Here is a 24,350-nt window from a genome sequence, read left to right on the forward strand (position 1 = left end):
GTCGCGAGGCACTGGCCTCGCGACCGCCGAGACGCGTCAGGGCAGGGCCCGAATGTCGTCCAGCTGCTCGACGCGGGCCACGTTCCCCCGGTCCTCGGCGTCCTCGCTGAGTTCTCCGGCGAACCAGGCGTCCAGGATCTCCTTCAGCACCGGCCCGGAGATCAGCCGCAGGCTCAGCGCCAGGACGTTGGCGTCGTTCCACCGGCGGGCGCCCTCGGCCGAGTAGGCGTCCCCGCACAGCGCCGCCCGCACGCCCGGCACCTTGTTCGCCGCGATGGACGCGCCGGTCCCGGTCCAGCAGCACACCACGGCCATCGCCGACGTCCCGTCGGCCACGTCGCGGGCGGCCGCCGACGAGCACGCCGCCCACTGCGGGTCGTCGCCGGGGCGCAGCGCACCGTGGGTAAGCACCTCGTGCCCACGGTCACGCAGTTCCGTGACGAGCAGCCGGGCGACGGGCTCGTCCATGTCCGAGGAAACGGAGATCCGCATGTCTCGGAGCCTACGTCAGGGCCGGCTCAGGTGGAGGCCTGGTCGCTGTCCTTCAGCGCCCCCCAGCCGTGCCAGCGCTCGACCTCGATCCAGGCGCTGACCCGGCCCCGCACCCGGTCCGGGTAGGCCTTGCCGCTGTAGCGCCGGGAGAGCCGGTCGATGTCGGCCAGCGCCTCGTCCTCGTACGTCTCGCTGACGCGCCCGACGAGGGTGACATGGGTGTACCAGTCGTCCGAGTCCAGGACCGTGAGCGTGACACGCGGGTCGCGCCGCAGGTGCTTCAGCCGGACCCGGCCCTCGTCGAGATTGATCAGCACCCGCCCGTCCTCCCACAGGTACCAGGTGGGCGTGGAGACGGGCGTGCCGTCGGAACGCAGGGTGGCCATCACGCAGGGGTTGGCGCGGGCCAGCAGGGCGTGGGCCTCGGGCGGCAACGGGGCTTGGACATACGGCTCTCTCTCCTCGATCGCAGGTGACGGAGTCGGGCTGGAGGTGGCGCGGGGGCGGTCAGGCGGGGGGCGTCTCGTCGAAGCTGGCGAAGTACGCGGCGGCCATGTCCTCGTCGCCGTGGCCCTGCTCGGCGGCGCGGGCCAGCCGCCGCGCTCCGGCGGCGGCCACATCGAGCCGCACGCCGTTGCGCTCCCCCGCCTCGACGATCAGGCGGGCGTCCTTGGCGGCCGTGGTCACCGCGAACTGGGGCGGGGACAGCCTCCCGTCGAGGATCATCGCGCTCTTGACGCGCAGGTAGCCCATGTCGAGCGGGCCGCCGGCGATGGCGTCGAAGAAGTGCTGGGGGTCCACCCCGAGCGCCCGGGCCAGGGCGAGCGTCTCGCCGGCCGCGTTGGTGGCGGCGAGAACCCAGCTGTTGGCGACCAGCTTCAGCCGGGTCGCGGTGCCGGCGGCGCCGTCCTCCCCCGTCCACACCGTGCGGGCGCCGACCGCGTCGAAGACCGGCGTCACCGCTTCCCGGCCCTGGCCGGGACCGGCGGCGAGCACCAGCAGCGCGCCGTCCTCGGCGGGCTGACGGGTGCCGAGGACGGGGGCGTCGTAGAAGACCAGACCGTGCTCCCGCGCGAAGGCTGCCAGTTCGGTGACGGACTCCAGGCCCGCGGTCGTCGACTGTGCCCAGGCGGTGCCGGCGCGCAGGGCGGGGGCGGCCTGGCGCATCACGTCGAGGGCGGTGGCCCCGTCGTACAGGATGGTGAGGACGACGTCGGCGCCCTCGACGGCTTCCGCGGGGGTGCCGGCGACGTGCGCGCCGACGGCGGCGAGCGGTTCGGCCTTGGCGCGACTGCGGTTCCAGGCGCGGACGGTGTGTCCTGCCCCGGCGATGTTCCGGGCCATCGCGGCGCCCATGATGCCGGTGCCCAGGACGCTCACGGTGAGTGTGTCGGTCATGCGTCAACTTCCCTGTCGGTGCGGTGATCGGTGCCCTGCTGGGGCCGGGGTACCCGAAGGTGCCACCCCGCGGTCACGTCGCATGTGGCCGGGTACCCCGCGGGGCCGGGGTGCCACATGGCTGTGGCTGTCTCACTGCGGTCACTCGGGCAGCACCAGCCGCCCCGTCTCCCCCGGCTCCAGGCGCACCGCCCGGTCCGGCAGGCGTACGTCGACAGCGGTGGCGTCGGACGACGGCACGGTGATCTCCAGACGGCCGTGGCGCAGGCGGACGCGGACGCCCCAGTTGCCGTGGTACCGCAGGGAGAAGCCGTAGGACGACAGCTCCGGCAGCGGAACCGGGTTCAGCCACAAGGCGCCCTCGCGGGTCTCCAGGCCGGTCAGGCCGCGCTGGACGAGGTCGAGGGTGCCGGCCATGGCGCCGAGGTGGATGCCCTCGCCGGTGGTGCCGCCCTGCACGTCGGCGATGTCGCCGCGCAGGGCCTCCTGCACGAACTGCCAGGCCTCGGCGCGCCGGGCCCGGGTGAGGATCCAGCCGTGCACCAAGCCGCTGAGGGTGGAGCCGTGACTGGTGCGGTGGAGGTAGTAGTCGACGGTGCGCCGCCAGGTCTCCTCGTCCAGTCGCAGCCCCAACCGTGCGAACACCGCCTGCAGTTCGGCCGGTGAGAACAGGTAGCCGAGCATCAGCACGTCGGCCTGCTTGGACGCCTGGTAGCGGTTGACCGTGTCGCCCTCGGCCTCCAGGATCCGGTCCAGCCGGCGGATGTCGCCGTACTCCTCGCGGTACCGGTGCCAGTCGAGCTCGGCGAGGGCGCCGAAGCCTTCGAACTGGCTGATGACGCCCTCGTGGAAGGGCACGTGCAGGGCGCGGGAGACCTCCTCCCACTGGTCGAGTTCGGCGTCGTCCAGACCGGTGCGCTCGGCGAGTTCGCGGCGTCGTGGCTCGGGCAGGCCGCTCAGCAGCTCGAGCGTGCGGGTGAGCACCCAGGAGGCGGTGACGTTGGTGTAGGCGTTGTCGTCCAGGCCGGGCTTCTCGGCGCCGGGGTAGGCGTCGTGGTACTCGTCGGGGCCGACCACACCCAGGATGCGGTACCGGCCGAGAGCCCTGTCGTAGCGTGCCGCGTCGGCCCAGAAGCGGGCGATCTGGAGCAGCATCTCGGCGGCCTTGGTGTGCCGGAACTCGATGTCGCCGCTGGTCTCGCAGTACTGCCACACGTTGTACGCGATCGCCGAGCCGACATGGTGCTGGAGCCGGGAGTGGTCCGGCAGCCAGCGGCCCGAGCGCGGGTTGAGGTGCAGCTGCTGGGTCTCCTCACGGCCGTCGCTGCCGCTCTGCCAGGGGTACATCGCGCCCCGGCGGCCGGCGTTCAGAGCGGCGGTGCAGGCCTGTTCGAGGCGGCGGTGGCGGTAGCGCAGCAGGGCCCGGGAGACCTCGGGGAAGTGCAGGTTGAGGAAGGGCAGGACGAACAGCTCGTCCCAGAAGACATGGCCGCGGTAGGCCTCGCCGTGCAGTCCGCGCGCGGGGACGCCGACGTCGAGGTCGGCGGTGTGCGGGGAGAGCGTCTGGAGCACGTGGAACAGGTGCAGCCGCAGGACGCCGCCGGCCTCGCCGCCGACGTCGAGGTCGGCGCGGCGCCACAACTGGGACCAGGCGGTGCGGTGGCCGCGCAGCAGGTCGTCGAAGCCGGGGGCACGGCCGACCCGGGCCACGGCGGCGTACAGCGGGTCGCTGATCGCCGGGTCGCGCGAGGTGTGCAGGGCGACGGTCTTGTCGACGGTGGCGGTGCGGCCGGGCACCAGGTGCAGCCGGATCCGCTGGGTGGTGCGCGGACGGGCGTGCCGGACGGTGACGGGCGCGTCCGCGGTGAGGCGGGACGCCATGCCGACGCGGATGTCGGAGGTGCGGGTGCGGCAGCGCAGCCACACCGTGTCGTGCTCGGCGATGCCCGCGTGCTCGTGGGTGAGGTGCCGGCCGTCCAGGTCCCGGTAGCGGGCGACTCCGGCGTTGCGTACGCCACCGTCGAGGCCGGCCTCGACGTGCAGCTCGCCGGAGAAGCCGTCGGCGGTGAACTCGGTGCGCAGTGCCGCCAGATGCGGGTCGCCCATGTGCACCAGCCGCTGCTGGCGCACCGTCAGGGCCCGTCCGTTGCCGAGGCCGAAGCGGGTCAGCCGCTCCAGCACCCCCGAGGACAGGTGCAGCACCATGCGGTGTTCGAGGACGGGGGCGGTGTCCGGGGTGAGCCAGGGCCGGCCGCGCAGCCGGAAGCGCAGTTGCAGCCAGTTGGGCAGGTTGACCATGTCCTCGTTCTCGACCCTGCGGCCGGCCACGTCGGAGCTGAGCCGGTTGTAGCAGCCGGCCACATAGGTCCCTGGGTAGTGCACATCGTCGGCGGAACACTCCGGGAGTGCTCCGCGGGTGGCGAAGTAGCCGTTGCCGAGTGTGCACAGCGACTCACGCAGCCGCTCGTCGGCCGGCTCGTAGCCCTCGTACTCCCACGTCCAGCCCGTCACCTCGGTGCTCCTCCCGCAGCGGGCGGCGCCGAGACGGGGTACGGCTGTCTCGGCACCGTGCGGAAGCAGTGTCTCCCCGAGGCACTGCCCTGGTGCGCGGCCCACGCCGGTGACGAGCGGGAACCGCGCCGAAGGGGCCCCGGTGCCTAGGAGGCCGGTTGTGCCACGCCGGCCGGGTCGCGGCGCAGCACCGTGACCCGGTGGAAGTTGCAGCCGGCGGACGGGGCGGGCTCGCCCGGGGGCTGGTCCTGGGCGTGCAGGGCGACGCTCACCAGGCTCAGCAGCAGGTCGACGTCCGTGTCGCAGTCGAGGTGGACGGTCACCCACCGGGAGCCGGGCACCAGCCGGATCGCGGTGGAGACGGTGAGGTCCTGGGCGAACCGCCCGACGGCCCGGCTCGTGAGGTTGAGGTCCACGTCGTGGGCCGTGTGGAAGTGGGCGATCTCGCTGCGGGTGGAGCGAACTGCCCGCCCCGTGCCACAACTGGCCGGTCCCACCGTGAGGTCGGGCCAGGATTCCAGTTGCTCCAGGGCGCGCTGGGCCAGAGTCATGTCTCCATCGTCACCGCATCACCGCACGGATACCAGTGGTTGGACACTTCGTAACCCAGGCGTGAGGATCTCACGCGGGCAGCCGCCGAGCCGGACGCGCCCTGCGGGCCGCCGCCAGGGCGTTCAGGTGGGCCTGGACGTACGGCACGGCCGCCGTCTCGACCTCGCCGTCGATGAAGGCGGGCTGGACGTTCACCTCGAAGACGACCCCGCCGTTCTCGATGGCGAGGTCGACCCCGGCGAAGGGCAGCCCGACCGACGCGGTGGCCGCGACGGCCAGCTCGGCGAGGCGCGGCGGGAGGTCGGGCGGGGCGATGGGCAGGGCGGTGGCGCCCTGGCAGGTGTTGCAGGGGGTGTCGGGCTCGGGCTGGAGGTGCTCGCGGGCGTGGATGACCCGGCCGCCCAGGACGAAGACCCGGAACTGGTGGCGTGAGCCGTCGGCGGTGATGTTGCCCGCGTCCCGCGACAGCAGCCAGTCGGTGCCGCGGTCGGCGTAGAAGGCGGTGGCCCGCTCCACCCCGTCCTCGGTGGTGAGGTGGAAGGTGTCGCCGCCGCCGGTGCCCACGACGGGCCTGGCCCAGGTGTCCCGTCCCAGCTTGTCGAAGGCGGCGAGCGCCTCGGGCACGCCGGGCCGGGACAGCACGACGGTCTCCATGTGGGCGATGCCGTCACGCCGGAAGCGCTCCACGGTGAGGTCCTTCTCGGTGGCGGTCCGCCAGGCGGCGACGCCGGTGCCGAGGGTCACCACGTCGTGGTGTTCCAGGAGGCGCTGGAAGGCCACGAGTTCGTGGCGGCGGTGCGGGGGGATCTCGTAGAGCACGATGATGTCGGGCACGAGGTCGAGCTGCTCGTCGGGGACGTGCAGCCGTAAGCCGTCCCCGGCCGGGAGGCCGCGCCCGGTGCCGCCGGTCGCGAAGTGCCGGGAGTCGATGGGGACCGGGGCGGCACCGGTGAGGAGTTCCACCGCGCGGCTGAGGTACTCGGCGCAGCCCTCGGGCGAGGTGGGGTCGGTGATCAGGGCGATGCACGGGCGGGACACGGCGGCCTCCAGTGGTTCTCGACGCGCACGGGTGCCGCGCACACTCGGTCGCGCGGTCCGAGCGAACTCACGGGGTGGTCCCGGTCGCGCGGGCGGTCGTCGGCGGCCCTCGCTGCGGGGGCCGCGCGTGCCGAACACCCGGCGCGGACCGGGGCGCCACACTGTAGGCGCAGGGCGGAACCGCACAACAGGGCGCACACATGCCCGCCGCCTGCTCCGCTGTCTGCGCCGTCCGCCCCTGCGCGTGCGCCCTGCGGCCGCGCCAACCGCCGCTGCCGGGCACCGAGTCGGGGGTTCGCGCCGGTGGGGGTTCCCTCCGGCCTCACACGTCACGCGGCGCGCGGTCGAGCGGGTCGCCGAAGTCTTCCTTCCGGGCGACGCACAGCGCCCAGATGACGAACCCGGAGAACGCGATCATCAGGACCGACCACACCGGGGAGTACGGCAGCGAGAGGAAGTTGGCGATGACGATGAGCCCGGCGATCACCACGCCGCCGACCCGCGCCCACGTGGCCGCCTGGAACAGGCCGACGCTGATGACCACGGCGACCGCGCCGAGGACGAGGTGGATCCAGCCCCAACCGGTGAGGTCGAACCGGAAGACGTAGCTCGGCGTGGTGACGAAGACGTCGTCCTGGGCGATCGCCATGACGCCGCGGAAGACGGCCAGTATTCCGGCGAGCATCAGCAGGATGGCGCCGAAGACCATCAGGCCCGCGGCCCACTCGTGCCGCGCCGGGTGCGTGCCTGGCGTATGTGCGCCTGGCGTGTGTGTGGCAGCGGTCATGTTCTGCCTCGTCTTCCTGTCGTGCCGTCGTGTTGTCGTGTGCTGCTCACTGCCGGGGCTCAGTGCCGGTGCCGGTTCCGGCGGGCGGCCCGTAGTCGGCCAGGACGAGCTCCTTGGCGCGGCGGAACTCCTCGTCCGTGATGTCACCGCGGGCGCGGATCTCGGACAGCTTGGCGAGTTCGTCGGCGCTCGTGCCACGACCGCCGCCGCCCGCCGTCTCACGGATGTAGGAGTCGAAGGCCTGCTGCTGCGCCCGGGCGTGCTTGATCTCCCTGCCCCCCATGCCCTTGCCGCGGGCGATGAGGTAGATGAACACGCCGACGAACGGCAGCACGATGACGAGCACCAGCCAGCCGGTCTTGCCCCAGCCGCTGAGGCCGTCGTCGCGGAAGATGTCGCCGATGATGCGGAAGAGCAGGATGAACCACATGATCCACAGGAAGAACCAGAGCAGGGTCCAGAACATGCTCAGCAGCGGATAGTCGTAGGCGAGGTAGATCTGAGTGCTCATCCCTCATCTCCGTTCGGAGCCGGGCACGACGGGCGTCGCCCGCTGATCCAGAGTGCGCGCGGCGGCGCGGGGCGGCCTCACCCGGCGGGGGTGAGTCGGCGCGCGGGGCTCAGGGCGCCCGGGGCGCGCTCCTGCCCGGGCCGCCGGCCGCGGCGAGCACCGCGAGGACGACCAGGACCAGGAGGACCAGGCCGAGGACCAGCGCCACGGCGCCGACCGTGGGGTGGTTCCAGAGGACGAGGGCGAGGACACCGCCCGCGACGACGATGCCGGTGGTCCAGGAACGGTGGGTTTCCAGCCACTGCCCGGCCGCGCCGGTGCGCAGTCCCCGGTGCCGCAGCGCGTGGCCGGTCGCGGTGGTGCCGCGCGCCACCAGGTGGCGCACCCCACGGGCCGCGCGCCCCGGCCCGTACAGGTAGGCGGCGAGCGCCGTGATCACGGCGACGACGAGCAGGGTGCGCGTGCTGTCGCGCAGGAAGCGGACGATGGTGTCGTAAATCGCCTGGGCGGCGTCGGCCGGCAGCGTGGAGGCGGGCACGGCGTCGAGGTAGACGCGGCGCACGACGGCCAGCGCGACCAGCAGGACCACCATCATCACGGCCACGCCGACGGCCGTGACCAGCAGCATCACCCGGTGTGCCGGGGCCGTCCACACGGCCAGGGCGGCGAGCACGACGGTGAGCACGGGCAGCCACAGTCCGACAATGTCCAGCAGCCGCAGGCCGGCCTGCGCCTGGGGCAGTTTGTCGGCCTCGAACAGGGTGATCTGCCGGTCCGGGGCGGGGATGGCCGAGGCCCTCTCGAAGCCCGCGTCGACGAGCCGCTTCTTGATTTCGTCGGTCACGGTCCCGAGGTCCAGGACGACCTTGTCCTGCTCGGCGCGCACGGCCCCGGCCTGACTGCCGGTGAGGACGTTCTCCACCGCCGTGTGGGCGCGCCGGTTGGCGGCGACCCACGCCTGCTCGAAGACGTCGCTGGTGATCACGCGGTTCACGACCCGGTGCACGGCGTCGGTGACGGCGGCGCGCAGTGGTCCGGTCAGCGCCCCGGTGCGGTCCGTGACGGCGGGCGGTGCCCCGGCGTCCGAGAGCGCCTTGCCCAGCCACTGCGTCACGGCTTCGACGTTCACCTCGGCCACCACACGGTCGGTCAGCCGGTCGGTGACGGCCGACTGCACGGCCGGATCCGAGCCGAGCGGCGCCACGGTCTGCACATACCGGTCGGTGTCGGAGACCTCGCTGTCCACCCATGCCGCGACCACGGCCAGCGGGGCCAGCAGCAGGGCGAACAGGAGCAGGACCGACGCACCGGCGTAGCGCGTCCTGCGGTGGCGCACGCCGGCGGCACGCCGGAGCCGGCGGTACTCGGCCTGCTCCTCGGCGGTCAGCGTGACCCGGTTCTCCGCGTCGCCGCCGGAAGGTGAGGGTGCGGGGGGCTGGACCATGGGACCTCCTCCTCACGCCGCCGTCGGCGGGTCCGCGCGGTGGTCCGCGCCCGCCCTGCGCAGCGCGGCCCGCCAGGCGAAGGCCACGGCCAGCTCGACCAGTCCGAGCAGCACCAGCCAGAGCCCGAGCAGCCGGGTCAGGGCGACGGCGGACTCGGTCGGCAGGGCCAGCACGACGACGCCCGCGACGACACCGAGCGCCCCGGCGGCGAGGACGACGCCACGATGCGGCAGGGCCTTGGTGGCGAGGGCCAGGTAGGCGGTCAGCATGCCGGTCACGAGCCAGACGATCCCGACTATCAGCGACAGCGCGGCGGTCGTCTGCAGCGGGTTCCACAGGCACAGCACCCCGGCCAGCACGTACAGCACCGCGAGCAGCAGCCCGGGCAGCCGCTCGCCGCGCTCCTGGGCGAACACGGCGACGAACCGGAAAGCCCCGATCACCAGCAGATACAGTCCGATGACGACGGCCAGGACGTGCAGCGTCCCGTCCGGCCAGACCAGGACGATGATCCCCGGCACCAGCGTCGCCAGCGCCGAGCCCAGCAGCCACGTCCAGGAGCCGCCCAGTTGCTCCAGCAGTTCCGCGGGGCCGCTTCCCGGCGGGGCGGTATCCGTCCTGTCGGTCGATGGTCCCGGTGCCTGTGGCACCGGACCACGCGGATCGGCCATGGCTCCTCCTCGCGCGGTCCGGCCGGGGCGCTTCCGAACCGCCGACGGAACGGGGTGCGATGCCCATCTGTCGTGCCCACCGGGCCAGCGTCACGCCCGCCGCCGTCACTCGGATCACCCACGACGGGTGATCCGAGGGCGGCGCCGTGGCGGTGGAGTGGTTGCGGAACGCTGCACCGGTTCGCGGCGGAACGGAGCGAGGATGAGCAAGCCGTCGCGTCCCGATCGGCGGGTGACGGTCCTGGCGTTCGTGCGGGGGACCGTCATCGCGGCCGGTCTGGTGACCGCCTACTTCCTGCTGCCCATGGACGGCGTCGGCGGGGGGAGCGTGGCGTGGCTCGTGGGCGGCCTGCTGGCGGTCGTGGTGGTCTTCTCCTGGGAGGTCGGCACGATCATGCGCTCGCCGCATCCACGCCTGAAGGCCGTGGAGGCGCTGTCCGCCACCGTGCCGCTGTTCCTGCTGCTCTTCGCCAGCGCCTACTACCTGCTGGGCCGCACCTATCCGGCCGCCTTCAGCGAGCCGCTGACCAAGACGGACGCCCTGTACTTCGCCCTGACCACGTTCGCCACCGTGGGCTACGGCGACATCACCGCCCGCTCCCAGGCCGGCCGCGTGCTGACGATGCTGCAGATGGCGGGCGGGCTGCTGCTGGTGGGCGTCGCCGCGCGGGTGCTGGCGGGCGCGGTGCAGGCCGGGCTCCAGCAGCGGCGCGACCGCGCGCCGGACAACGCGGGAGGAGAACGACCGTGACCGTACCGACCTCGTCGTCCGCTCCCCCGACCGTGGCCGAGCGGGCCGCGGCCGGCAGAAGGGCACGCACCCGCGCCTCGCGTTCGTGCCACGGCTGGTTCGAGGCGGATCGGCAACGCCCCGATCCGGTCGGTGTCCTGGAGCAGCAGTCCGCCACCCGGGTCCCGGAACTGGTGCCGGTCCGGTACGGCCGCATGCTCGAATCCCCGTTCCGCTTCTACCGCGGCGCGGCGGCGATCATGGCCATGGACCTCGGGCCGCTGCCGAACACCGGGCTGATCGTGCAGCTGTGCGGAGACGCCCACCTGCTGAACTTCCGGCTGCTCGCCTCGCCCGAGCGGCATCTGGTCTTCGACATCAACGACTTCGACGAGACCCTGGCCGGGCCGTTCGAATGGGATGTGAAACGCCTGGCGGCGAGCCTCGTGATCGCCGCGCGGGCCAACGGGTTCTCCGACCGTGAACAGAATCGCGCGGTGGCCGCCTGCGTCCGGGCGTACCGCAAGCGGATGCGTGCGTTCGCCGGCATGGGGACGCTGGACGTCTGGTATGCGCAGGACGACGTCGAGCATCTGCGCGCGCTGCTGGACGCGCCGCTGGGCAGGGAGGCCCGGCGGCGCACCGCCCGGGTCACGGCCAAGGCGCGTACGCGCACCCACCTCCAGGCCTTCGAGCAGCTCACCCGGGCCACGGCACAGGGCCGGCGCATCACACCGGACCCGCCGCTCATCACGCCCCTGCGCGACCTGGCGCCCGGCACGGGCGAGGCGGCCCAGGCCCATGAGCTGAGCGCGCTGCTGGACGCGTACGCCCGCAGTCTGTCCTCCGAGCGCCGGCACCTGCTGCGCCACTACCGGCTGGTGGACCTGGCCCGCAAGGTGGTGGGGGTCGGCAGTGTCGGCACCCGGTGCTGGATCGCGCTCCTGCTCGGCCGGGACGACGACGACCCCCTGGTGCTCCAGGCGAAGGAGGCCTCCGAGTCGGTGCTCGCCCCGTACACGGGCGGCCGGCCGTACGACAACCAGGGCCGACGGGTCGTGGCCGGGCAGCGCCTCATCCAGACGTCCAGCGACATCTTCCTCGGGTGGACGCACACGATCAGCCTCGACGGACAGGGCCGGGACTTCTACGTGCGCCAGCTGCGTGACTGGAAGGGGATCGCGCGTCCGGACACCATGGACCCGGCCCTGCTGGCGGTCTTCGGGGGGCTGTGCGGGGGCGCGCTCGCACGTGCCCACGCGCGTTCGGGGGATCCCGTCGCCATCGCCGCCTACCTGGGCGGCAGTGACCGCTTCGACCGCGCGCTCGCCGAGTTCGCCCGGTCCTACGCCGACCGCAACGAACGGGACTTCGAGGAGCTGCGGGCCGCCGCCCGGTCCGGCCGTGTCACGGCCGAGGACGCCTGAGCCTCATTCCGCCAGCCGGCGCATCTCCAGCACGGTCAGCCCCAGCGACTGGAAGCGGGTCAGCAGCCCGTACAGGTGCGCCTCGTCCAGGATCGGCCCGTAGAGGACCGTCTGGCCGGACATCACCACGTGCTCCAGTTCGGGGAAGGCTTCTGTCAGCGTCTGCGACACCTCGCCGTCGACGCGGAACTCATAGCGCATGGGCTGCTCTCCCGCGGGCGACTTCCACCGGGCCGGTTGCGGCCACCCTGTGATCGTCCACCCCCTGGGTCCCGTGCGGCCTCACCCCGTACAGGTGACCCGGCGAACCACCGGGATCAGTGAGTCACCACGAGCTTGAACGTGACGATCAGCATGCCGATCACCAGGTTCACCAGCGCGGCCCCGGCCACCAGGCGCGTGCTCGCACCGGTCCGGAGCGCCGCCGCCACCGACCAGCCCACCTGCCCGGCCACGGCGACACCGAGCGACAGCCACACGGCGCCCTGCTCGTCCAGGCCCAGCAGCGGGCTGACCGCCACCGCCGCGGCGGGTGGGACGGCGGCCTTGACGATCGGCCACTCGTCACGGCAGACGTGCCGGATCACCCGGCGGTCAAGGCGCTGCTGCGCCAGACGCGCCCCGAACAACTGGGCGTACACGTGGGCGATCCAGAACACCACGCCCGTGAGCAGCAGAAGCACCACGAGCTCCACCCTGGGGAACGAGCCGAGGGTGCCGGCGCCGACCACCACGGAGGCGGCGAGCATCGATCCGTAGACACCGCCCGTGTAGTCGGCGTGCGCCCGCCGCTCGGCCGCATTCCCGGCCCGGTCGGGGCTGTGATGGGTCCCGGACATCAAGGGCTCCGTTCCGGCTCCGGCCCCCCGGTCCGGGCGGAGGTGTCCAGCACCATCAGGAACTGTGCCGTACCGAGGACGATCAGCGCACGCCAGTGCTTCACGGGTTCATCGCAGCAGTCGGTGAGGACGGGCGCCTCACCCTCCACGGGCGAGGTGGAGCGGGGGAGGGCGCTCGGCCGGTCCTCGAGTTCACAGCAGCCGCAGTTCGCGGGCCCGGCGCACCGCGTCGCCGCGCCGGTTGACCCCGAGCTTGCGGTAGGCGCTCTTGAGGTGGGTCTTCACCGTGTTCACCGAGACCCGGAGGTCCGCGGCGATCTCCTCCGTCGACATCATCCGGGCCAGTCGTCGCAGCACGTCGCGCTCGCGAGCGCTCAGCTCCTCGACGACGAGCGCCGCGGGCACCTTTCGCGTGGAGGGCCCGGAGCGGGGGCCCGGGGTCAGCCAGCCACAGGTCAGCTCGCGCAGCGGGTCCGCGCTGAGCAGGGGGCGGATCCAGGGGCCGGCCTCCAGGAACGGCCTCCGCAGCTGCTCGCGCCGGGCGTCGAGGAGTGCACGGGCGACCAGGCGCCGGGCGGTGCCGGTGTCCCCCGCCTGGTGGGCGGTCTGGGCCCGCACCAGGGTCGCCCGCACGGTCACCGCCGGACCGGGCCGGTCGTCGCCCGGCAGGTTGTCCAGAAGCGACCGGGCCTCGTCGGGTCGGCCCGCCGCGAGATGTGCGCGTGCCCTCTCGACGACGCAGACCGTCCGGCGCCCCGAGGCGCGTTCCAGATCCCGCAGAGCCGACTCGGGGCGTCCCTCGGCCAGGTGGGCGGCGGAGGCGATCAGGGCGACCTGCTCCTCGGCCCAGGGCGAGGCCACGGCGGCGGGGACGGCGGCCTGCGCCGTCTCCCGTGCGGCCCGCGCGTCTCCCCTGGCCAGCAGCAGACGACCCCGGATGACGGCGTGGCCCGCCTCCGTCACCGGATCGCGAGATCCGCGGTCGGAGTCGCCGGCCTCCTTGAGGAGCGCCTCGGCTCTGCCCAGTTCGTCGCGGTCGACGGCCACGGCGGCCAGGACCAGCCGGCCGATGCCGGAGCCGGCCTCCTTGGGCAGGCCGTGGCGTTCCGCCTCGGCCGCCGCGGCCTGTGCCTTGCGCTCCGCCCGGCCGTGCCGGCCCGTGAGGTAGTCGATCAGCGCGAGATGGTTCGACGCTTCCAGGCGGGCCGGCGCCGTCAACGCTCCGCCCGGGCACCCGGCGACGGCGTTCAGGGCGGCGCGCGCGGCGTCGAACCGGCCGGCCCACAGCCTGGCGGAGCCGAGGTGCGTCAGCAGCAGCGCGGTGAACTCGGGATGCGCGTCCAGAAGCCGCGCGGGAACGTCCTGTCCGGCCGCTTCGGCCGCCCGCACCGCCCGTTCCGCTCTGGGCGGTGAGCCGGTCAGCCGCGCGGCCAGGACCTCCAGCAGGGCGCAGCTCAGCCGGGCCGCGCCCGCGTCCAGGTCGTCCCGGTCCAGGGCCTGTCCCGCCTGGTCCAGGTGGAGCAGACCGTGCCGGAGATCGCCGTGGGCCAGCTCGCGGGCCGCGCGGACGAGGTCCGCCGCCGGACCAGCCGCCTCCGGGCTCATCCGCCCGAACAGGTCGGTGAGATTCTGCGAGCGCAGGCCGGTGAAGAGCTGCCCGATCGCCAGGTCGTCCACCAGGGCCCGGGTGGTGAACTCCCAGTCGTCCGCGGCGGCGCCCTGGGCGAGCGCTTCCGGCAGGGCCCCCGCCCCCCCGGAGCCAGCGCGCCGCGCGGCGGCGCAGTTCCGGCTCCAGCCCCGGCGCCCGTTCCCGCAGATGAGCCCTGAGGATCTCCGCGAACAGAGGGTGCAGGCAGTACCAGGACCGGCCCAGTTGCTGGAGGAACGCGTTCTCGCGGTGCAGCGCCGCCAGCTGGGGTTCCGCGTCGGTCCGCAGCGTCAACGCGTTCACCAGGTCGGGGCAGAACCGGTCGAGGACCGCGGACCGCAGCAGCAGGTCCTGTGTCTCGGCGGGCTGCTGTTCCAGCACCTCGGCCAGCAAGAAGTCCGCCACCGTGCTGCGACCGGCCTCGAACTCCTTGAGATACGTCTCCGGATCCGGGCTCTGCCCGGCGGCCAGCGCGCACAGCCGCAGACCCGCGGCCCAGCCCTGGGTGCGCCCCACCAGCGCCCGCACCGCGCTCGGGGGCAGGGACAGCCCGTGCAGCGTCAGCAGTTCTGCGGCCTCCTCGGGGGTGAAGGCGAGATCCGCGTTCCGGATCTCCGCCATCCGGCCCGACGCGCGATAACGGTGCAGCGGCAGCAGTGGCTCGGCGCGGGTGACGAGGACCAGCCGGAGCCCGCGGCCGGCGTGGTCGAGGACGAAGCGCAACTGCTCCGCGACCTCGCGGGTGGTCACGCGGTCGTACTCGTCGAGGACGAGCACCACCGGGCCGTCCCGGTCGGCGAGTCCGGCGGCGAGGCGGGCCAGCAGCCCGCCGTCCACGCTCCTGGCCTCCGCCGGGCTGCCGACCTCTGAGGTCACCGGCATGCCGGCGCCGTGCAGCGCCTCCAGTACGTACGCCCAGAAGACGCCGGGAGCCCGGTCGGCGGCGTCGCAGGTCAGCCAGGCAACGGGGTGTCCGAGGCCGGCGGCCCAGTCGGCCACCAGGAGGGTCTTCCCTCCGCCCGCCGCCCCGTTGACCATGGTCAGCGGCGCCGACAAGGCCTGGTCGAGGCTCCTCGTCAGGCGCCCCCGGCGCAAGAACGTGGCGGGCCTCGCGGGCGGGGCCAGCCGGGTGCGCAGATACGGCACTCCCGCCGGATCGACGCGCCAGGACGCCGGCTCCTCGTCGTTGTCGTTCCTCACCGTCACGGCGCTCACCACCGTCGTTCGTCAGGTGGTCGGGGGCAGCGCTAGCCCCTTCATGATCCCAGCGTTCGCACGCACCCGCATGCCCAGCCGGGCCGGTGACCCGCGCGCCTGCGCCAGGCCGGGCCGCTCGTGCCGTTCAGCCCGGTGCGCTCATGGCGTCCAGCCGGGCGAGGTGGGCCGGCGGCAGGTCGAGCTCGGCCGCGGCGACGTTCTCCTCCAGGTGGTCGTCGTGCCGGTGCCGCCTGTGGTGCCGCCGCCGGACGTGCCACCCGTGGACGTCCCGGGCATCCGGGAGACGCCGGCCGGTATGAACCGCCGCGTCGTCACCCCGGAGGACGGCGTGCCGCTGAGCTTCGCACCGCGCACTCCCCTGGTCGTCGACATCCCGGTGGACCGGGTGCACCAGCGGTGGGCGGGCGTCTCAACCGCCCAGCACCTGCGGCGCGTTGTCCTTGAGGTGGGCGTTCGCCCAGCGCAGCTGGCGCAGGGTGTCGGGGTGACACTGCCGTACGAGGTCCAGCAGCCGGCCGTCGGCGCTCGCCTGGGCCGCCTGGGCGACCAGCTCCCAGTCGAGGGAGACCTCCGACGCCCGGACGTGGACCTCACGCAGGTCGCGCAGCAGGAGCAGGCCCGCGTCCGGCTTGCCGTCCTGGGCGTGCCGCCCGTGCGCGGGCTCCTGGTCCTGGACGAGGTCGACGCCGTAGCGTCCGCCGACGGCGGCCAGTTCGCGCAGATGGCGGCGGGACCAGGCGGCCAGGTCGAGGGCGAGGTGGTGGACGTCCTGGGCGGACCTGTGGTGCTCCGCCGTCCGCAGCAGGGTGCGCACCAGCTCCACCTCGGCGTCGTGCAGTTCGCGCAGTGCCAGGCCGATCCTCATCAGCGGTCTTCCGTCCCTTCCCGTTGTGCGTCCTCGCCGGCCACCGCCGCCGCGTGAAGGGGCAGGGGTGGCAGGCGTGGGGGCATTCGGCCCCCCGCACGCCGGCGATCCGCCCGTCCCGGACGGTATTGCCGGCGCGTCCCGGTGGAAGTGCGGCACCGGCGCCGGGCGCGGGCGGTGCCCGACGCCTTCGGCCGGGCGCGTGTCCACCCGCTCCGGGCGGTCACCGTCGCGCCCGTACGGGGTTCGGGCGCCCTGGGACGCGGCGATCCGGTCCAGCCGCCGCCCCATCGCGTTCCCTCGCCGTCCGGCCGGAGCCCTCGACACCATGTGCCGGGCCGGGTTCCCCTCGCGGCGATGCCGAACCCCTCGGCTCAACGCGCCGCGGCGCGCTGCTCCAGCCGCCGCAGCGCCAGCTCGCTCCAGCGCAGGTTCTCCCGCTCGAAGGACATGCCGCGCAGCAGTGTGAGATACGGCCCGATCCGCTCGGCCCGCGCGAAGTACTCGTCCTCCGTGCGCCCGTCCAGGAGCCGCTCCCGGGTCCGTTCGTAGCGGGCGAGCTTGGCGGCGGCCCACTCCCGGCGCTCGGTGATCGCCACGCGCACGGCGTCCAGGTCGCCGACGTCCGCGCACTGCACCTTGACCAGCAGCTCGTCCCGGATCGCGGTCGGGCGCGCGGGGGGCTCGGCGACGTACGCCCGGACGGCGGCGAGGCCGGCCTCGGTGAGGGAGAAGAGCCGCTTGTTGGGGCGCCGCTCCTGCTCCACCACCCGGGCGGCGACGAGACCCTCGCTCTCCATGCGTTCCAGCTCCCGGTAGAGCTGCTGAGGCGTGGCCATCCAGAAGTTGGCGACGGACGCGTCGAACCCCTTCGCGAGGTCGTACCCGGACGCCTCGCCCTCCAGAAGCGCGGCCATCACCGCGTTGCGCAATGCCATCTCGCCAAGCTAGCACCGCGTTGACTAGTCAAAGAGTTGACCACACGGACCCTGGACAAGCCGGTCGGCGCACCCGTAGCCTCGCAGCCACCTATTCAATTCGTTGACTATTCCGTCGGCTACCCGAGTGCCCGAGGTGAGCCCTATGCACCCCTTCCGTCAGGCGGTCGAACGCAAGGACATGGACGCCGTGGCGACCCTGCTGGCCGACGACGTCGTCTTCACCAGCCCTGTCGCCTTCAAGCCGTACATTGGCAAGGCCATCACCGCGGCTATCCTGCGCGCCGTCGCCGAGGTCTTCGAGGACTTCGCCTACGAGCGGGAGATCGGCGCCCCCGGCGCCCGCGACCACGCTCTCGTCTTCACCGCGACGGTCGGCGGGAAGCAGCTCCAGGGCTGTGACTTCCTGCGCGTGGACGAGGCCGGGAGGATCGAGGAACTCATGGTCATGGTCCGCCCGCTGTCGGCCGCCAACGCCCTGGCCGAGGCCATGGGCGCCCGCTTCGACGCCATCGCCCGGGAGGCGGCCGGGACCTGACGCGGAGTCCGGCCTCAGGGCTGGTACGGCTGCTGCTGCGGCTGCCCGTACGGCTGACCGCCCTGCCCGCCCGCCGCCTGCGCCTGCAACTGCTCCGCCTGCTCCTTGGTCACGCGCTGTTCCGCACCGCAGAACGTGCACTGGGTCGCGTACTTGGTCGAGAACGGGAACAGCGGCACGAAGAACAACGTGAACTTCGTGACGCGCTTCCTCAGGGTGTGCGCGGCGGGATTGCCGCACTGTCCGCACAGCAGCGTCAATATCGCGATTTGGTACAGGTATCCCTTGGTGCCGAAGATGATCATTCGGTCGTTCCTTCCCGGGGCGGCGACTGCCGGCGGCGAGCCGGCGAGCGGCGCGGAGCGCTCATGGGACCCAGCCTCGTACACACCGGCGCACTGGGCCAAATGGCGGTGCGGACGGCGGTCGCGAGTCCGGCGGCACGGTCCTGACCCTCGGGACACGGTGCGTGTTCATGGTGGACCGGGGAATGCGGTTCCGGTATCCGCAACCGTGACCAGGGAGTCTCATGATGATCGTCGGCGTGATAATCGCCTGCTTGGTGCTCGTCGTCCTCGCCTTCCTCCTTCCCCGTCTGTCCAGGCATCCGCAGAACGGCGCACAACGCACCCTCGGTTTCGGGTCGCGTGCCGGGTCGAAGGCGCCCGGCGTGCTGGGCCGGCTCTTCAGCAAGCCTTTCCGGTCCAGTTCCCGGGCACTCGGCCGGAGCGGTTCGGCGGGCCGCCGGGCGCGTGGCCGTATGCCGTTCTGACCCGAAGGCAGCCGAACACGGCGATGTCCCGGCCGGTGCTGTCAACCCGGCCAGATCGGGTACTCGCCGCACGTGCCGAGATCCGCACGGCAGGCCGGTGGCCTGTCGCACACGATCGCCAAGGAGGTCGGACATGAGCACGGTCAAGGAAGCAGTCGAGGTCGAGGTCCCCCTGCACACCGCCTACAACCAGTGGACGCAGTTCGAGGAGTTCCCCAACTTCATGGAGGGCGTCGAGGAGATCAGGCAGCTCGACGACACCCACAACCACTGGGTCACCAAGATCGGCGGAGTACGCCGGGAGTTCGACACCGAGATCGTCGACCAGCTCGCCGACGAGCGGATCACGTGGCGCACCACGTCGGGTGACACCCACCAGAAGGGCACCGTCCGGTTCCAGCGCGTGGACGACTCGCACACCCGCGTGGAACTGGTGATGGACATCGAGCCCACGGGCGCCGTGGAGAAGGCCGCGGACATGGCCGGGGTCATCGACCGGCGCGTGAAGGGCGACATGCGACGCTTCAAGGACTACATGGAGCACCGCGGTGGTGAGAGCGGAGCCTGGCGCGGGCGCGTCAAGCCCGGTCCCTCCTGACCCCACCCGGCCCGACCCCCGAGAGCGAGCCCGGCCCCTGTCGTGCGCGGGCACCCTCGGGGGTCTTCGCCTGTGCAACCTTCCTGCGGTCCCGGGTGTCATAGGAGATATCGGAAACATCCACACCTTGGGGGATGCAATGGCGCGAAAAGGGACTGTGAAGAGGACCACGAAGGGGACGGTGTGGGTGACGCTCGCACTGGTCGGCGCGACGTCGGCGGTGGCGGTCACCCCGGCCCAGGCCGCCCCGGCGGCCCGCGCGGCGGCGACGGCGTGCCCGACCGGCTGGGGCAGCACGGTCGAGTCCCGAGCGGCCGGCACGACGGAGTCGGTGACGAACGTCAGGACCGGCCGTCAGGCCTGCTACGACCGGATGGTCGTCGACGTCCCCGGCGCGGGCACCAGCGGGCTCGGCTACTGGGTCGGCTACGTCGACCGGCTCCACCAGGACGGATCGGGCACCGTCATACCGGTGGCCGGCGGAGCGATCCTCGAGGTACGGGTCACCGCACCCGCCTACGACCCCGAGACCGGCGCGCCGACGTACCCGGCCCGCGCGGGCCGCCCCCTGCCGGGCGTGGACCTCACCGGTTACCGCACCTTCCGGGACGCCCGGTTCGCCGGCAGCTTCGAGGGTGACACCCAGATCGGCCTCGGACTGCGGGCGCGGCTGCCCTTCCGGGTGCTGGTGCTGAGCGACCGCGTCGTGGTGGACGTGGCGCACAACTGGACCGGGACACGCTGAGACCGGCGGCTCGCCGCCACAGGTCCCTCAGCCCGGATGAAGCTCGCCCGACTCCATGACCCGGGCGAGCTTCGCCAGTGCCGTGCGCGTGCCGTCTGGGCACGCTCCGGGAGACCGGGCCAGGCGCGATCATGCCGGGCCAGTACCTCCCGATCGAGGTCGGAGGTGGCGCCCAGGGCCCGGGTGTGGACCGGCCCACGTACGCCTGGCTCGCCGGCCTCCTGACGGACCCTGACGCGCTGGTGACGCTGCCGAGGGACCAGGTGACCCCGGCGGACGACGAGAGCGTCGACCACGCCTCTTCGACGCGATCGGCGACCTGCTCCGCGAGACGGTCGTCCCGCCGCCCACCGCGGCCGCCCCGCACCGCGGGGCCGCCACCCTTCCCGGCGTCACCGTCAGCGGCGACACCGTCGACGCGGCCGGCCGTCCTGGCATCACCTTCGTCGAGGAGAGAGTGGTCCCGCCCTCCGCGACAAATGGACCTTCCACCGCACGAGCCTCGCCTTCTTCGGTGACCGCGCCTGTTTCACCGGTCACCGCGGCGGGCCCGACGTCCTCTTGCACACCAGCGCGGTCCTTCAGAGCACGGGGACGGCCGGCGTCGGCCGGCGGGCGGCGGGCAGGAACCCCCTGCCGGCCTGACCACCCGACGGAGCGCGGCCACGGCCCCGTCGCCGCTCCCCCGACCCCACCTCGCGGCCGACTACGCGTGTGTCATACTCGGCGGCATTCTGCATGGTCCAACTCGGGGGAAGTTCGTTGAGGTTGCGGTGTGCGCGCTCCGTCGCGGGGGCGTGGGTCAAGTGCCGGGGCTGTGCCGGATGAGCGGCATAGCCCTGGCCGCGCCGTATCTCGACACCGACGCCGACCAGTTGTCGTTCGCGCTCGGCCATCCCCCGTACCCCGCGCTCGCGGTGCGGGACCTGACGGTCGGGGGACTCGATGTGCAGCTCAGGCTGCTGGGGGCCTCGCACCAGGTCTTCGCGGGGCCGGTCGCGGAGACCGTGGCCTGTCTGCCCGGCGTCGAGGGGGGCCTGCCGGACACGGCGGAGCACGAGGCCGACGGCTGGAACTACCACTTCGGCGCCCGCGTTACGCGCTTTCCCGCGGGCGCGTTCGGCTCGCGGGTGGCGAGCATCCGCGACCGGACGGAGGCACATCCGCACGCGCTGTGCGGGATCTTCCCCGGCACCCCGGAAGCGGTCACCGCGCTGACCGTCGAGTGGCACGGCACTGGACCGACCTGGCGCACCTGGCACACGTATCCGCAGAGCCGCACGATCGTGGCGACGCACACCCGGCTGGAGGTCCGTTGAAGACCGCCCGACGCCTCGGCGTCCTGATCCTCGCCACCGCGGCGCTCGCCGCCTGTTCCGACGGCGGCTCCGGCGGCAACGCCGTGCCGTCGAGCTGGATCCGCAACGAGTACCGGGCAGGCGGCGGGGGGTACGTCGACAGGACCGACCCGGTGACCACCGTCGCGGGCGAGATAGACAAGCACACCTCGGCCCAGGACCGCACCACCAGCGGCTCCATGGTCTTCCTGCGCTACCGGGACGACATCGTCGCCGTCAGCCCCTACCGGGGCGGCAGCCGGATCGAGATGGACGACTACCGCAGCGGCTACCACCGCTGGCGGCCGCACCTGAGCTCGGTGTGGCCGGATCCCGACAGCGACTCGTTCCGTGGCGGAGGCCCCGGCTCCGGCAAGTGAGCCGCCGCACCGACCGCCACCACCGCACGCACCACAAGCCACCGCAGTACACCTATCCGCAGTCCTCGAAAGGCACCCCGTGGCAGAGATCTTCGAGTCCGCAGGCACTGCCCTGCTCTACGGTCTGGTCGGCTTCGTGGTGATGGCGGTCGGGTTCATCGCCCTCGACCTCGTCACCCCCGGCAAGCTGGTCCATGTGGTGTGGACGGAGCGCAACCGGGGAGCGGCGGTCCTCCTCGCCGGCCAGACGGTGGCGATCGGCCTCGTCATCGACCAGTCCATCCGGGCCAGCGAGTCCGAACAGGGCCTCGGGTACGGCCTCTTCAGCACCCTGCTGTACGGCCTGGCAGGCGTCGTCGTGATGACCCTGATCGCGTGCGTGGTCGGGCTGCTGACGCCGGGGCGCCTCGGCCACACCGTCCTGGACGACCAGGACGGGCGCCCGCATCCCGCCGCCTGGGTCCAGACGGCCATGTACATCGGTACGGCCTTCATGGTCGGCGCAGCGGTCTCCTGAATCCGGCACCGTGAGTACCACCGCCCTGGATCGCGCCGATCCGGCTGTCGCGCCCGCGCCCTCGGGGCACTCGCGGGCGGCGCGTTTCCTGCTCCTGCTCGCGGTGTTCGTCTGTGCCGCCTGCGGTCTGGTCTACGAACTGGCGCTGACCGCGCTGGGCAGTTACCTCATCGGCAACTCCGTGACGCAGACCTCCGTGGTCATCTCCGTCATGGTCTTCGCCATGGGGATCGGCTCCCTGGCCGCCAAGCCCCTGCAGCGGCGCGCGGTCGGGGCCTTCGCCCTGCTGGAGGGCGCGCTGGCGCTCGTCGGCGGCCTGTCCGTGCTCGTCCTGTACGTAACATTCGCCTGGCTGCGGATCTACATGCCGGCGATGGTGACCGTGTCGTTCGTCGTCGGCCTGCTCATCGGGGCGGAGATCCCGCTGCTGATGACACTGCTCCAGCGGATCAGACGGCAGGAGGCGGGCAGCGCGGTCGCCGACATGTTCGCCGCCGACTACGTGGGGGCGCTCGTCGGCGGACTGTGCTTCCCGCTGCTGCTCCTGCCCACCTTCGGGCAGCTCAGGGGAGCCCTGGTGGTGGGCGCGGTGAACGCCGTGGCCGGGGTCGTGGTGGTGCTGTGGATCTTCCGCCGGGAGACCCGGCGCGCCGTGCGCCTGGCGCTCCTGGCCGGGGCCGGCGCCGTGCTCGCCGTGCTCGGCACGGTCTACGTGCTGGCCGACGACATCGAGGTGACGGCACGTCAGCAGCTGTACCGGGACCCGATCATCCACGCCGAGACGACGCCGTACCAGGACATCGTCATCACCCGGTCCACCGCGTTCACGGGCCGTGCCGACACACGGCTGTTCCTCAACGGGGACCTGCAGTTCTCGTCCGTCGACGAGTACCGCTACCACGAGGCGCTCGTCCATCCGGCGCTGTCGGGGAGGCGCTCCTCGGTCCTGATCCTCGGCGGCGGCGACGGTCTCGCCCTGCGCGAGGTGCTGCGCTACAAGGACGTCGAGGAGGTCACTCTGGTCGACCTCGACCCGGCGATGACCCGGCTCGCCCGCACCTTCGGGCCGCTGTCCGACCTCAACGGCGGCGCGTTCGCCGACCACCGTGTCACCGTCGTCCACGCCGACGCCTTCAACTGGCTGCGCGACGCCGGCCGGCGCCATGACGCGGTGGTCATCGACTTCCCGGACCCGGACACCGCGGCGCTGGCCAAGCTCTACAGCGTAGAGTTCTACCACCTGCTACGGCACGCGCTGAAGCCCGACAGCCGGGTGGTGGTGCAGGGCGGGTCCCCGTTCTTCGCCCCCAAGTCGTACTGGTCCATCGCCACCACCGTCGAGAAGGCCGGGTACCGCACCACCGAGTACCAGGTCGACGTGCCCAGCTTCGGCAACTGGGGTTACGTCCTCGCCACCCCCGGCCCCGACGGGCCGGCACCGGCGCTGGAACTCGCCAGGGACACGCCACGGCTGCGGTTCCTGGACGACGCCGTGCTGCAGGCCGCCTCCGTCTTCCCGGTCGACCGCCGCCCCCAGGACGTCCGGGCGAGCACCCTGATGGATCCCGCGGTGCTGGAGTACACACGGCACGAGTGGCAGAACTACTGATCGGCCCGACGACCGCCCCCAGTGCCGGAACTCGGGGTCGGACGGCTGCCGCCGAGCGGTCCGCGTGGGCGCGGGTACTCGGCGTGCCGGGAGGTGGCGCATGGACGGCGGCGGTCAGGCTCCGGCGCGCCCGAGGGCCGGGCCCACACGGCGGGTACGGCTGCGCTTCGACGGCTGGATCGCGGGGCTCGGGACCTCGTCCGGCACCCGGGTGGTGCTCGGGCACTGGCCCGGGTCCCCGTTCGGGCCGTTCAGCGACGTGATGCTCGAACGTCCGGACGGGCCCCGAATCCTGCTGGCGCCCTCCCCGGAGATCGCGCGGTTCGTCGCCGCCACCTACACCTTCGACGACGTCCAGGTCGTCCCGGTCCGTGTGCAGGTCGCCGGGGCCGAGTGGAGCGTGACGGCGGCGGCGCTGCACCTGCGTTTCACCACCGGGCGGCGAGGTCCCCTGGGACACCTGCTCGGCGCCGTGCCCGCCTCCCTCGCGGCCCGTCCGGCCTGGGCCGCGGCCATGGCACCGCCCGCCCGGCTGCTGGGCCTGCGCACACGTGGCAGCGCCCGCGACGGCCGACGTGAGTGGTACGGCGCCCAGGACCTGCGCAGGATCACCACCGCCGCCGCCACCTACGAGGGCGATGACCTCGGCTCGCTCGCCCGGGTGGCACCCCCCGTACGTTTCGGGTTCGGCTCGACCCCCAGAAGGCCGTGCGTCGTACGCGTCACCACGACAGTGGCCATGCGCACGTGACCTTCGCTGTCACAGGGCCGATACTGCCGACAG

At 72.9% G+C, this 24,350-nt stretch carries 27 protein-coding genes and 1 pseudogene; 11 read left to right on the top strand and 17 right to left on the bottom strand.

The window, feature by feature from the left end:
- Positions 1 to 36: 36 nt before the first annotated feature.
- The 10 genes from AB0O67_RS15830 to AB0O67_RS15875 form a co-directional block, all read right to left on the bottom strand.
- Positions 37 to 492 carry an RpiB/LacA/LacB family sugar-phosphate isomerase gene (locus AB0O67_RS15830; RefSeq protein ID WP_365450261.1) on the bottom strand — a complete coding sequence of 152 codons (456 nt, stop codon included), beginning with the start codon at positions 490 to 492 and terminating at the stop codon, positions 37 to 39.
- A gap of 26 nt (positions 493 to 518) precedes the next feature.
- Entirely contained in the window at positions 519 to 926 is a 408-nt protein-coding gene (locus AB0O67_RS15835; RefSeq protein WP_365450263.1) for a PPOX class F420-dependent oxidoreductase, read from the bottom strand.
- Between the two features lie 73 nt (positions 927 to 999).
- Complete coding sequence (locus AB0O67_RS15840; protein WP_365450265.1) at positions 1,000 to 1,890, bottom strand: NAD(P)-dependent oxidoreductase; 891 nt, start codon at positions 1,888 to 1,890, stop codon at positions 1,000 to 1,002.
- A 141-nt stretch (positions 1,891 to 2,031) separates the two neighbouring features.
- Positions 2,032 to 4,401, bottom strand: a complete 2,370-nt coding sequence (locus tag AB0O67_RS15845; protein ID WP_365450268.1) for a glycosyl hydrolase family 65 protein — start codon at positions 4,399 to 4,401, stop codon at positions 2,032 to 2,034.
- Between the two features lie 146 nt (positions 4,402 to 4,547).
- A complete protein-coding gene (locus AB0O67_RS15850; protein WP_365450270.1) occupies positions 4,548 to 4,952 on the bottom strand; it encodes a luciferase family protein in 405 nt (134 codons plus the stop codon).
- A gap of 70 nt (positions 4,953 to 5,022) precedes the next feature.
- Complete coding sequence (locus AB0O67_RS15855; protein ID WP_365450272.1) at positions 5,023 to 5,991, bottom strand: alpha-L-glutamate ligase; 969 nt, start codon at positions 5,989 to 5,991, stop codon at positions 5,023 to 5,025.
- A gap of 322 nt (positions 5,992 to 6,313) precedes the next feature.
- Positions 6,314 to 6,778 carry a hypothetical protein gene (locus tag AB0O67_RS15860; RefSeq protein ID WP_365450274.1) on the bottom strand — a complete coding sequence of 155 codons (465 nt, stop codon included), beginning with the start codon at positions 6,776 to 6,778 and terminating at the stop codon, positions 6,314 to 6,316.
- Between the two features lie 46 nt (positions 6,779 to 6,824).
- Complete coding sequence (locus tag AB0O67_RS15865; protein ID WP_365450276.1) at positions 6,825 to 7,289, bottom strand: SHOCT domain-containing protein; 465 nt, start codon at positions 7,287 to 7,289, stop codon at positions 6,825 to 6,827.
- 109 nt (positions 7,290 to 7,398) lie between these two features.
- Entirely contained in the window at positions 7,399 to 8,733 is a 1,335-nt protein-coding gene (locus tag AB0O67_RS15870) for a hypothetical protein (RefSeq protein ID WP_365450279.1), read from the bottom strand.
- 12 nt (positions 8,734 to 8,745) lie between these two features.
- The gene (locus AB0O67_RS15875; RefSeq protein WP_365450281.1) at positions 8,746 to 9,405 is read right to left on the bottom strand and encodes a DUF308 domain-containing protein; all 660 of its coding nucleotides are present in this window, start codon (positions 9,403 to 9,405) and stop codon (positions 8,746 to 8,748) included.
- 202 nt (positions 9,406 to 9,607) lie between these two features.
- Here AB0O67_RS15875 and AB0O67_RS15880 point away from each other — a divergent pair, with 202 nt between their 5' ends.
- Both AB0O67_RS15880 and AB0O67_RS15885 read left to right on the top strand, forming a co-directional pair.
- Positions 9,608 to 10,156 carry a potassium channel family protein gene (locus tag AB0O67_RS15880; protein ID WP_365450283.1) on the top strand — a complete coding sequence of 183 codons (549 nt, stop codon included), beginning with the start codon at positions 9,608 to 9,610 and terminating at the stop codon, positions 10,154 to 10,156.
- Entirely contained in the window at positions 10,153 to 11,562 is a 1,410-nt protein-coding gene (locus AB0O67_RS15885; protein WP_365450285.1) for a DUF2252 domain-containing protein, read from the top strand. Before AB0O67_RS15880 ends, AB0O67_RS15885 begins: the two co-directional genes overlap by 4 nt.
- A 3-nt stretch (positions 11,563 to 11,565) precedes the next feature.
- Here the strand turns inward: AB0O67_RS15885 and AB0O67_RS15890 are convergent, their stop codons facing one another.
- The 6 genes and pseudogenes from AB0O67_RS15890 to AB0O67_RS15915 form a co-directional block, all read right to left on the bottom strand.
- Positions 11,566 to 11,763 (bottom strand): hypothetical protein, encoded by a 198-nt coding sequence (locus AB0O67_RS15890; protein ID WP_365450287.1) that lies wholly within the window; start codon positions 11,761 to 11,763, stop codon positions 11,566 to 11,568.
- A gap of 116 nt (positions 11,764 to 11,879) precedes the next feature.
- Positions 11,880 to 12,401 carry a hypothetical protein gene (locus AB0O67_RS15895; protein WP_365450289.1) on the bottom strand — a complete coding sequence of 174 codons (522 nt, stop codon included), beginning with the start codon at positions 12,399 to 12,401 and terminating at the stop codon, positions 11,880 to 11,882.
- Positions 12,402 to 12,593: 192 nt separating this feature from the next.
- Positions 12,594 to 15,264: pseudogene (locus AB0O67_RS15900) on the bottom strand (LuxR C-terminal-related transcriptional regulator).
- Positions 15,265 to 15,391: 127 nt separating this feature from the next.
- Positions 15,392 to 15,658: a hypothetical protein gene (locus AB0O67_RS15905; protein ID WP_365450291.1), complete on the bottom strand. Its 267-nt coding sequence runs from the start codon at positions 15,656 to 15,658 to the stop codon at positions 15,392 to 15,394.
- An 18-nt stretch (positions 15,659 to 15,676) separates the two neighbouring features.
- A complete protein-coding gene (locus tag AB0O67_RS15910) occupies positions 15,677 to 16,132 on the bottom strand; it encodes a hypothetical protein (RefSeq protein WP_365450293.1) in 456 nt (151 codons plus the stop codon).
- Between the two features lie 374 nt (positions 16,133 to 16,506).
- Positions 16,507 to 17,070, bottom strand: a complete 564-nt coding sequence (locus tag AB0O67_RS15915) for a PadR family transcriptional regulator (protein ID WP_365450296.1) — start codon at positions 17,068 to 17,070, stop codon at positions 16,507 to 16,509.
- Between the two features lie 145 nt (positions 17,071 to 17,215).
- Here AB0O67_RS15915 and AB0O67_RS15920 point away from each other — a divergent pair, with 145 nt between their 5' ends.
- Positions 17,216 to 17,608, top strand: a complete 393-nt coding sequence (locus AB0O67_RS15920; protein ID WP_365450299.1) for a nuclear transport factor 2 family protein — start codon at positions 17,216 to 17,218, stop codon at positions 17,606 to 17,608.
- A 14-nt stretch (positions 17,609 to 17,622) separates the two neighbouring features.
- Here AB0O67_RS15920 and AB0O67_RS15925 read toward each other — a convergent pair whose 3' ends face one another.
- Positions 17,623 to 17,913: a zinc-ribbon domain-containing protein gene (locus AB0O67_RS15925; RefSeq protein WP_365450301.1), complete on the bottom strand. Its 291-nt coding sequence runs from the start codon at positions 17,911 to 17,913 to the stop codon at positions 17,623 to 17,625.
- Positions 17,914 to 18,137: 224 nt separating this feature from the next.
- Here AB0O67_RS15925 and AB0O67_RS15930 point away from each other — a divergent pair, with 224 nt between their 5' ends.
- From AB0O67_RS15930 to AB0O67_RS15965, 8 genes are all read left to right on the top strand, one after another.
- Positions 18,138 to 18,380, top strand: coding sequence for a DUF6411 family protein (locus AB0O67_RS15930; RefSeq protein WP_365450303.1), 243 nt, complete (start codon positions 18,138 to 18,140; stop codon positions 18,378 to 18,380).
- Between the two features lie 133 nt (positions 18,381 to 18,513).
- The gene (locus AB0O67_RS15935; RefSeq protein ID WP_365450305.1) at positions 18,514 to 18,978 is read left to right on the top strand and encodes an SRPBCC family protein; all 465 of its coding nucleotides are present in this window, start codon (positions 18,514 to 18,516) and stop codon (positions 18,976 to 18,978) included.
- A gap of 139 nt (positions 18,979 to 19,117) precedes the next feature.
- Positions 19,118 to 19,723 (top strand): hypothetical protein, encoded by a 606-nt coding sequence (locus AB0O67_RS15940; RefSeq protein ID WP_365450307.1) that lies wholly within the window; start codon positions 19,118 to 19,120, stop codon positions 19,721 to 19,723.
- An 824-nt stretch (positions 19,724 to 20,547) separates the two neighbouring features.
- Positions 20,548 to 21,042, top strand: coding sequence for a DUF2617 family protein (locus AB0O67_RS15945; protein WP_365450309.1), 495 nt, complete (start codon positions 20,548 to 20,550; stop codon positions 21,040 to 21,042).
- Complete coding sequence (locus AB0O67_RS15950; protein ID WP_365450311.1) at positions 21,039 to 21,440, top strand: DUF4247 domain-containing protein; 402 nt, start codon at positions 21,039 to 21,041, stop codon at positions 21,438 to 21,440. The genes AB0O67_RS15945 and AB0O67_RS15950 overlap by 4 nt, the downstream gene beginning before the upstream one ends.
- Positions 21,441 to 21,519: 79 nt before the next feature.
- Complete coding sequence (locus AB0O67_RS15955) at positions 21,520 to 21,957, top strand: DUF350 domain-containing protein (protein WP_365450312.1); 438 nt, start codon at positions 21,520 to 21,522, stop codon at positions 21,955 to 21,957.
- Between the two features lie 10 nt (positions 21,958 to 21,967).
- The gene (locus tag AB0O67_RS15960; RefSeq protein ID WP_365450314.1) at positions 21,968 to 23,566 is read left to right on the top strand and encodes a polyamine aminopropyltransferase; all 1,599 of its coding nucleotides are present in this window, start codon (positions 21,968 to 21,970) and stop codon (positions 23,564 to 23,566) included.
- A gap of 100 nt (positions 23,567 to 23,666) precedes the next feature.
- Entirely contained in the window at positions 23,667 to 24,317 is a 651-nt protein-coding gene (locus tag AB0O67_RS15965) for a hypothetical protein (protein WP_365450316.1), read from the top strand.
- Positions 24,318 to 24,350 lie beyond the last annotated feature (33 nt).

Source organism: Streptomyces sp. NPDC086077 (assembly GCF_040686175.1).
Taxonomy (GTDB): domain Bacteria; phylum Actinomycetota; class Actinomycetes; order Streptomycetales; family Streptomycetaceae; genus Streptomyces.

What these genes read in the sequence shown, in the direction of transcription:
- AB0O67_RS15830 (WP_365450261.1), bottom strand. Translation starts at nt 492, where the DNA reads ATGCGGATCTCCGTTTCCTCGGACATGGACGAGCCCGTCGCCCGGCTG.
- AB0O67_RS15840 (WP_365450265.1), bottom strand. Translation starts at nt 1,890, where the DNA reads ATGACCGACACACTCACCGTGAGCGTCCTGGGCACCGGCATCATGGGC.
- AB0O67_RS15850 (WP_365450270.1), bottom strand. Translation starts at nt 4,952, where the DNA reads ATGACTCTGGCCCAGCGCGCCCTGGAGCAACTGGAATCCTGGCCCGAC.
- AB0O67_RS15860 (WP_365450274.1), bottom strand. Translation starts at nt 6,778, where the DNA reads ATGACCGCTGCCACACACACGCCAGGCGCACATACGCCAGGCACGCAC.
- AB0O67_RS15865 (WP_365450276.1), bottom strand. Translation starts at nt 7,289, where the DNA reads ATGAGCACTCAGATCTACCTCGCCTACGACTATCCGCTGCTGAGCATG.
- AB0O67_RS15870 (WP_365450279.1), bottom strand. Translation starts at nt 8,733, where the DNA reads ATGGTCCAGCCCCCCGCACCCTCACCTTCCGGCGGCGACGCGGAGAAC.
- AB0O67_RS15875 (WP_365450281.1), bottom strand. Translation starts at nt 9,405, where the DNA reads ATGGCCGATCCGCGTGGTCCGGTGCCACAGGCACCGGGACCATCGACC.
- AB0O67_RS15880 (WP_365450283.1), top strand. Translation starts at nt 9,608, where the DNA reads ATGAGCAAGCCGTCGCGTCCCGATCGGCGGGTGACGGTCCTGGCGTTC.
- AB0O67_RS15890 (WP_365450287.1), bottom strand. Translation starts at nt 11,763, where the DNA reads ATGCGCTATGAGTTCCGCGTCGACGGCGAGGTGTCGCAGACGCTGACA.
- AB0O67_RS15895 (WP_365450289.1), bottom strand. Translation starts at nt 12,401, where the DNA reads ATGTCCGGGACCCATCACAGCCCCGACCGGGCCGGGAATGCGGCCGAG.
- AB0O67_RS15910 (WP_365450293.1), bottom strand. Translation starts at nt 16,132, where the DNA reads ATGAGGATCGGCCTGGCACTGCGCGAACTGCACGACGCCGAGGTGGAG.
- AB0O67_RS15915 (WP_365450296.1), bottom strand. Translation starts at nt 17,070, where the DNA reads ATGGCATTGCGCAACGCGGTGATGGCCGCGCTTCTGGAGGGCGAGGCG.
- AB0O67_RS15920 (WP_365450299.1), top strand. Translation starts at nt 17,216, where the DNA reads ATGCACCCCTTCCGTCAGGCGGTCGAACGCAAGGACATGGACGCCGTG.
- AB0O67_RS15925 (WP_365450301.1), bottom strand. Translation starts at nt 17,913, where the DNA reads ATGATCATCTTCGGCACCAAGGGATACCTGTACCAAATCGCGATATTG.
- AB0O67_RS15930 (WP_365450303.1), top strand. Translation starts at nt 18,138, where the DNA reads ATGATGATCGTCGGCGTGATAATCGCCTGCTTGGTGCTCGTCGTCCTC.
- AB0O67_RS15935 (WP_365450305.1), top strand. Translation starts at nt 18,514, where the DNA reads ATGAGCACGGTCAAGGAAGCAGTCGAGGTCGAGGTCCCCCTGCACACC.
- AB0O67_RS15940 (WP_365450307.1), top strand. Translation starts at nt 19,118, where the DNA reads ATGGCGCGAAAAGGGACTGTGAAGAGGACCACGAAGGGGACGGTGTGG.
- AB0O67_RS15945 (WP_365450309.1), top strand. Translation starts at nt 20,548, where the DNA reads ATGAGCGGCATAGCCCTGGCCGCGCCGTATCTCGACACCGACGCCGAC.
- AB0O67_RS15965 (WP_365450316.1), top strand. Translation starts at nt 23,667, where the DNA reads ATGGACGGCGGCGGTCAGGCTCCGGCGCGCCCGAGGGCCGGGCCCACA.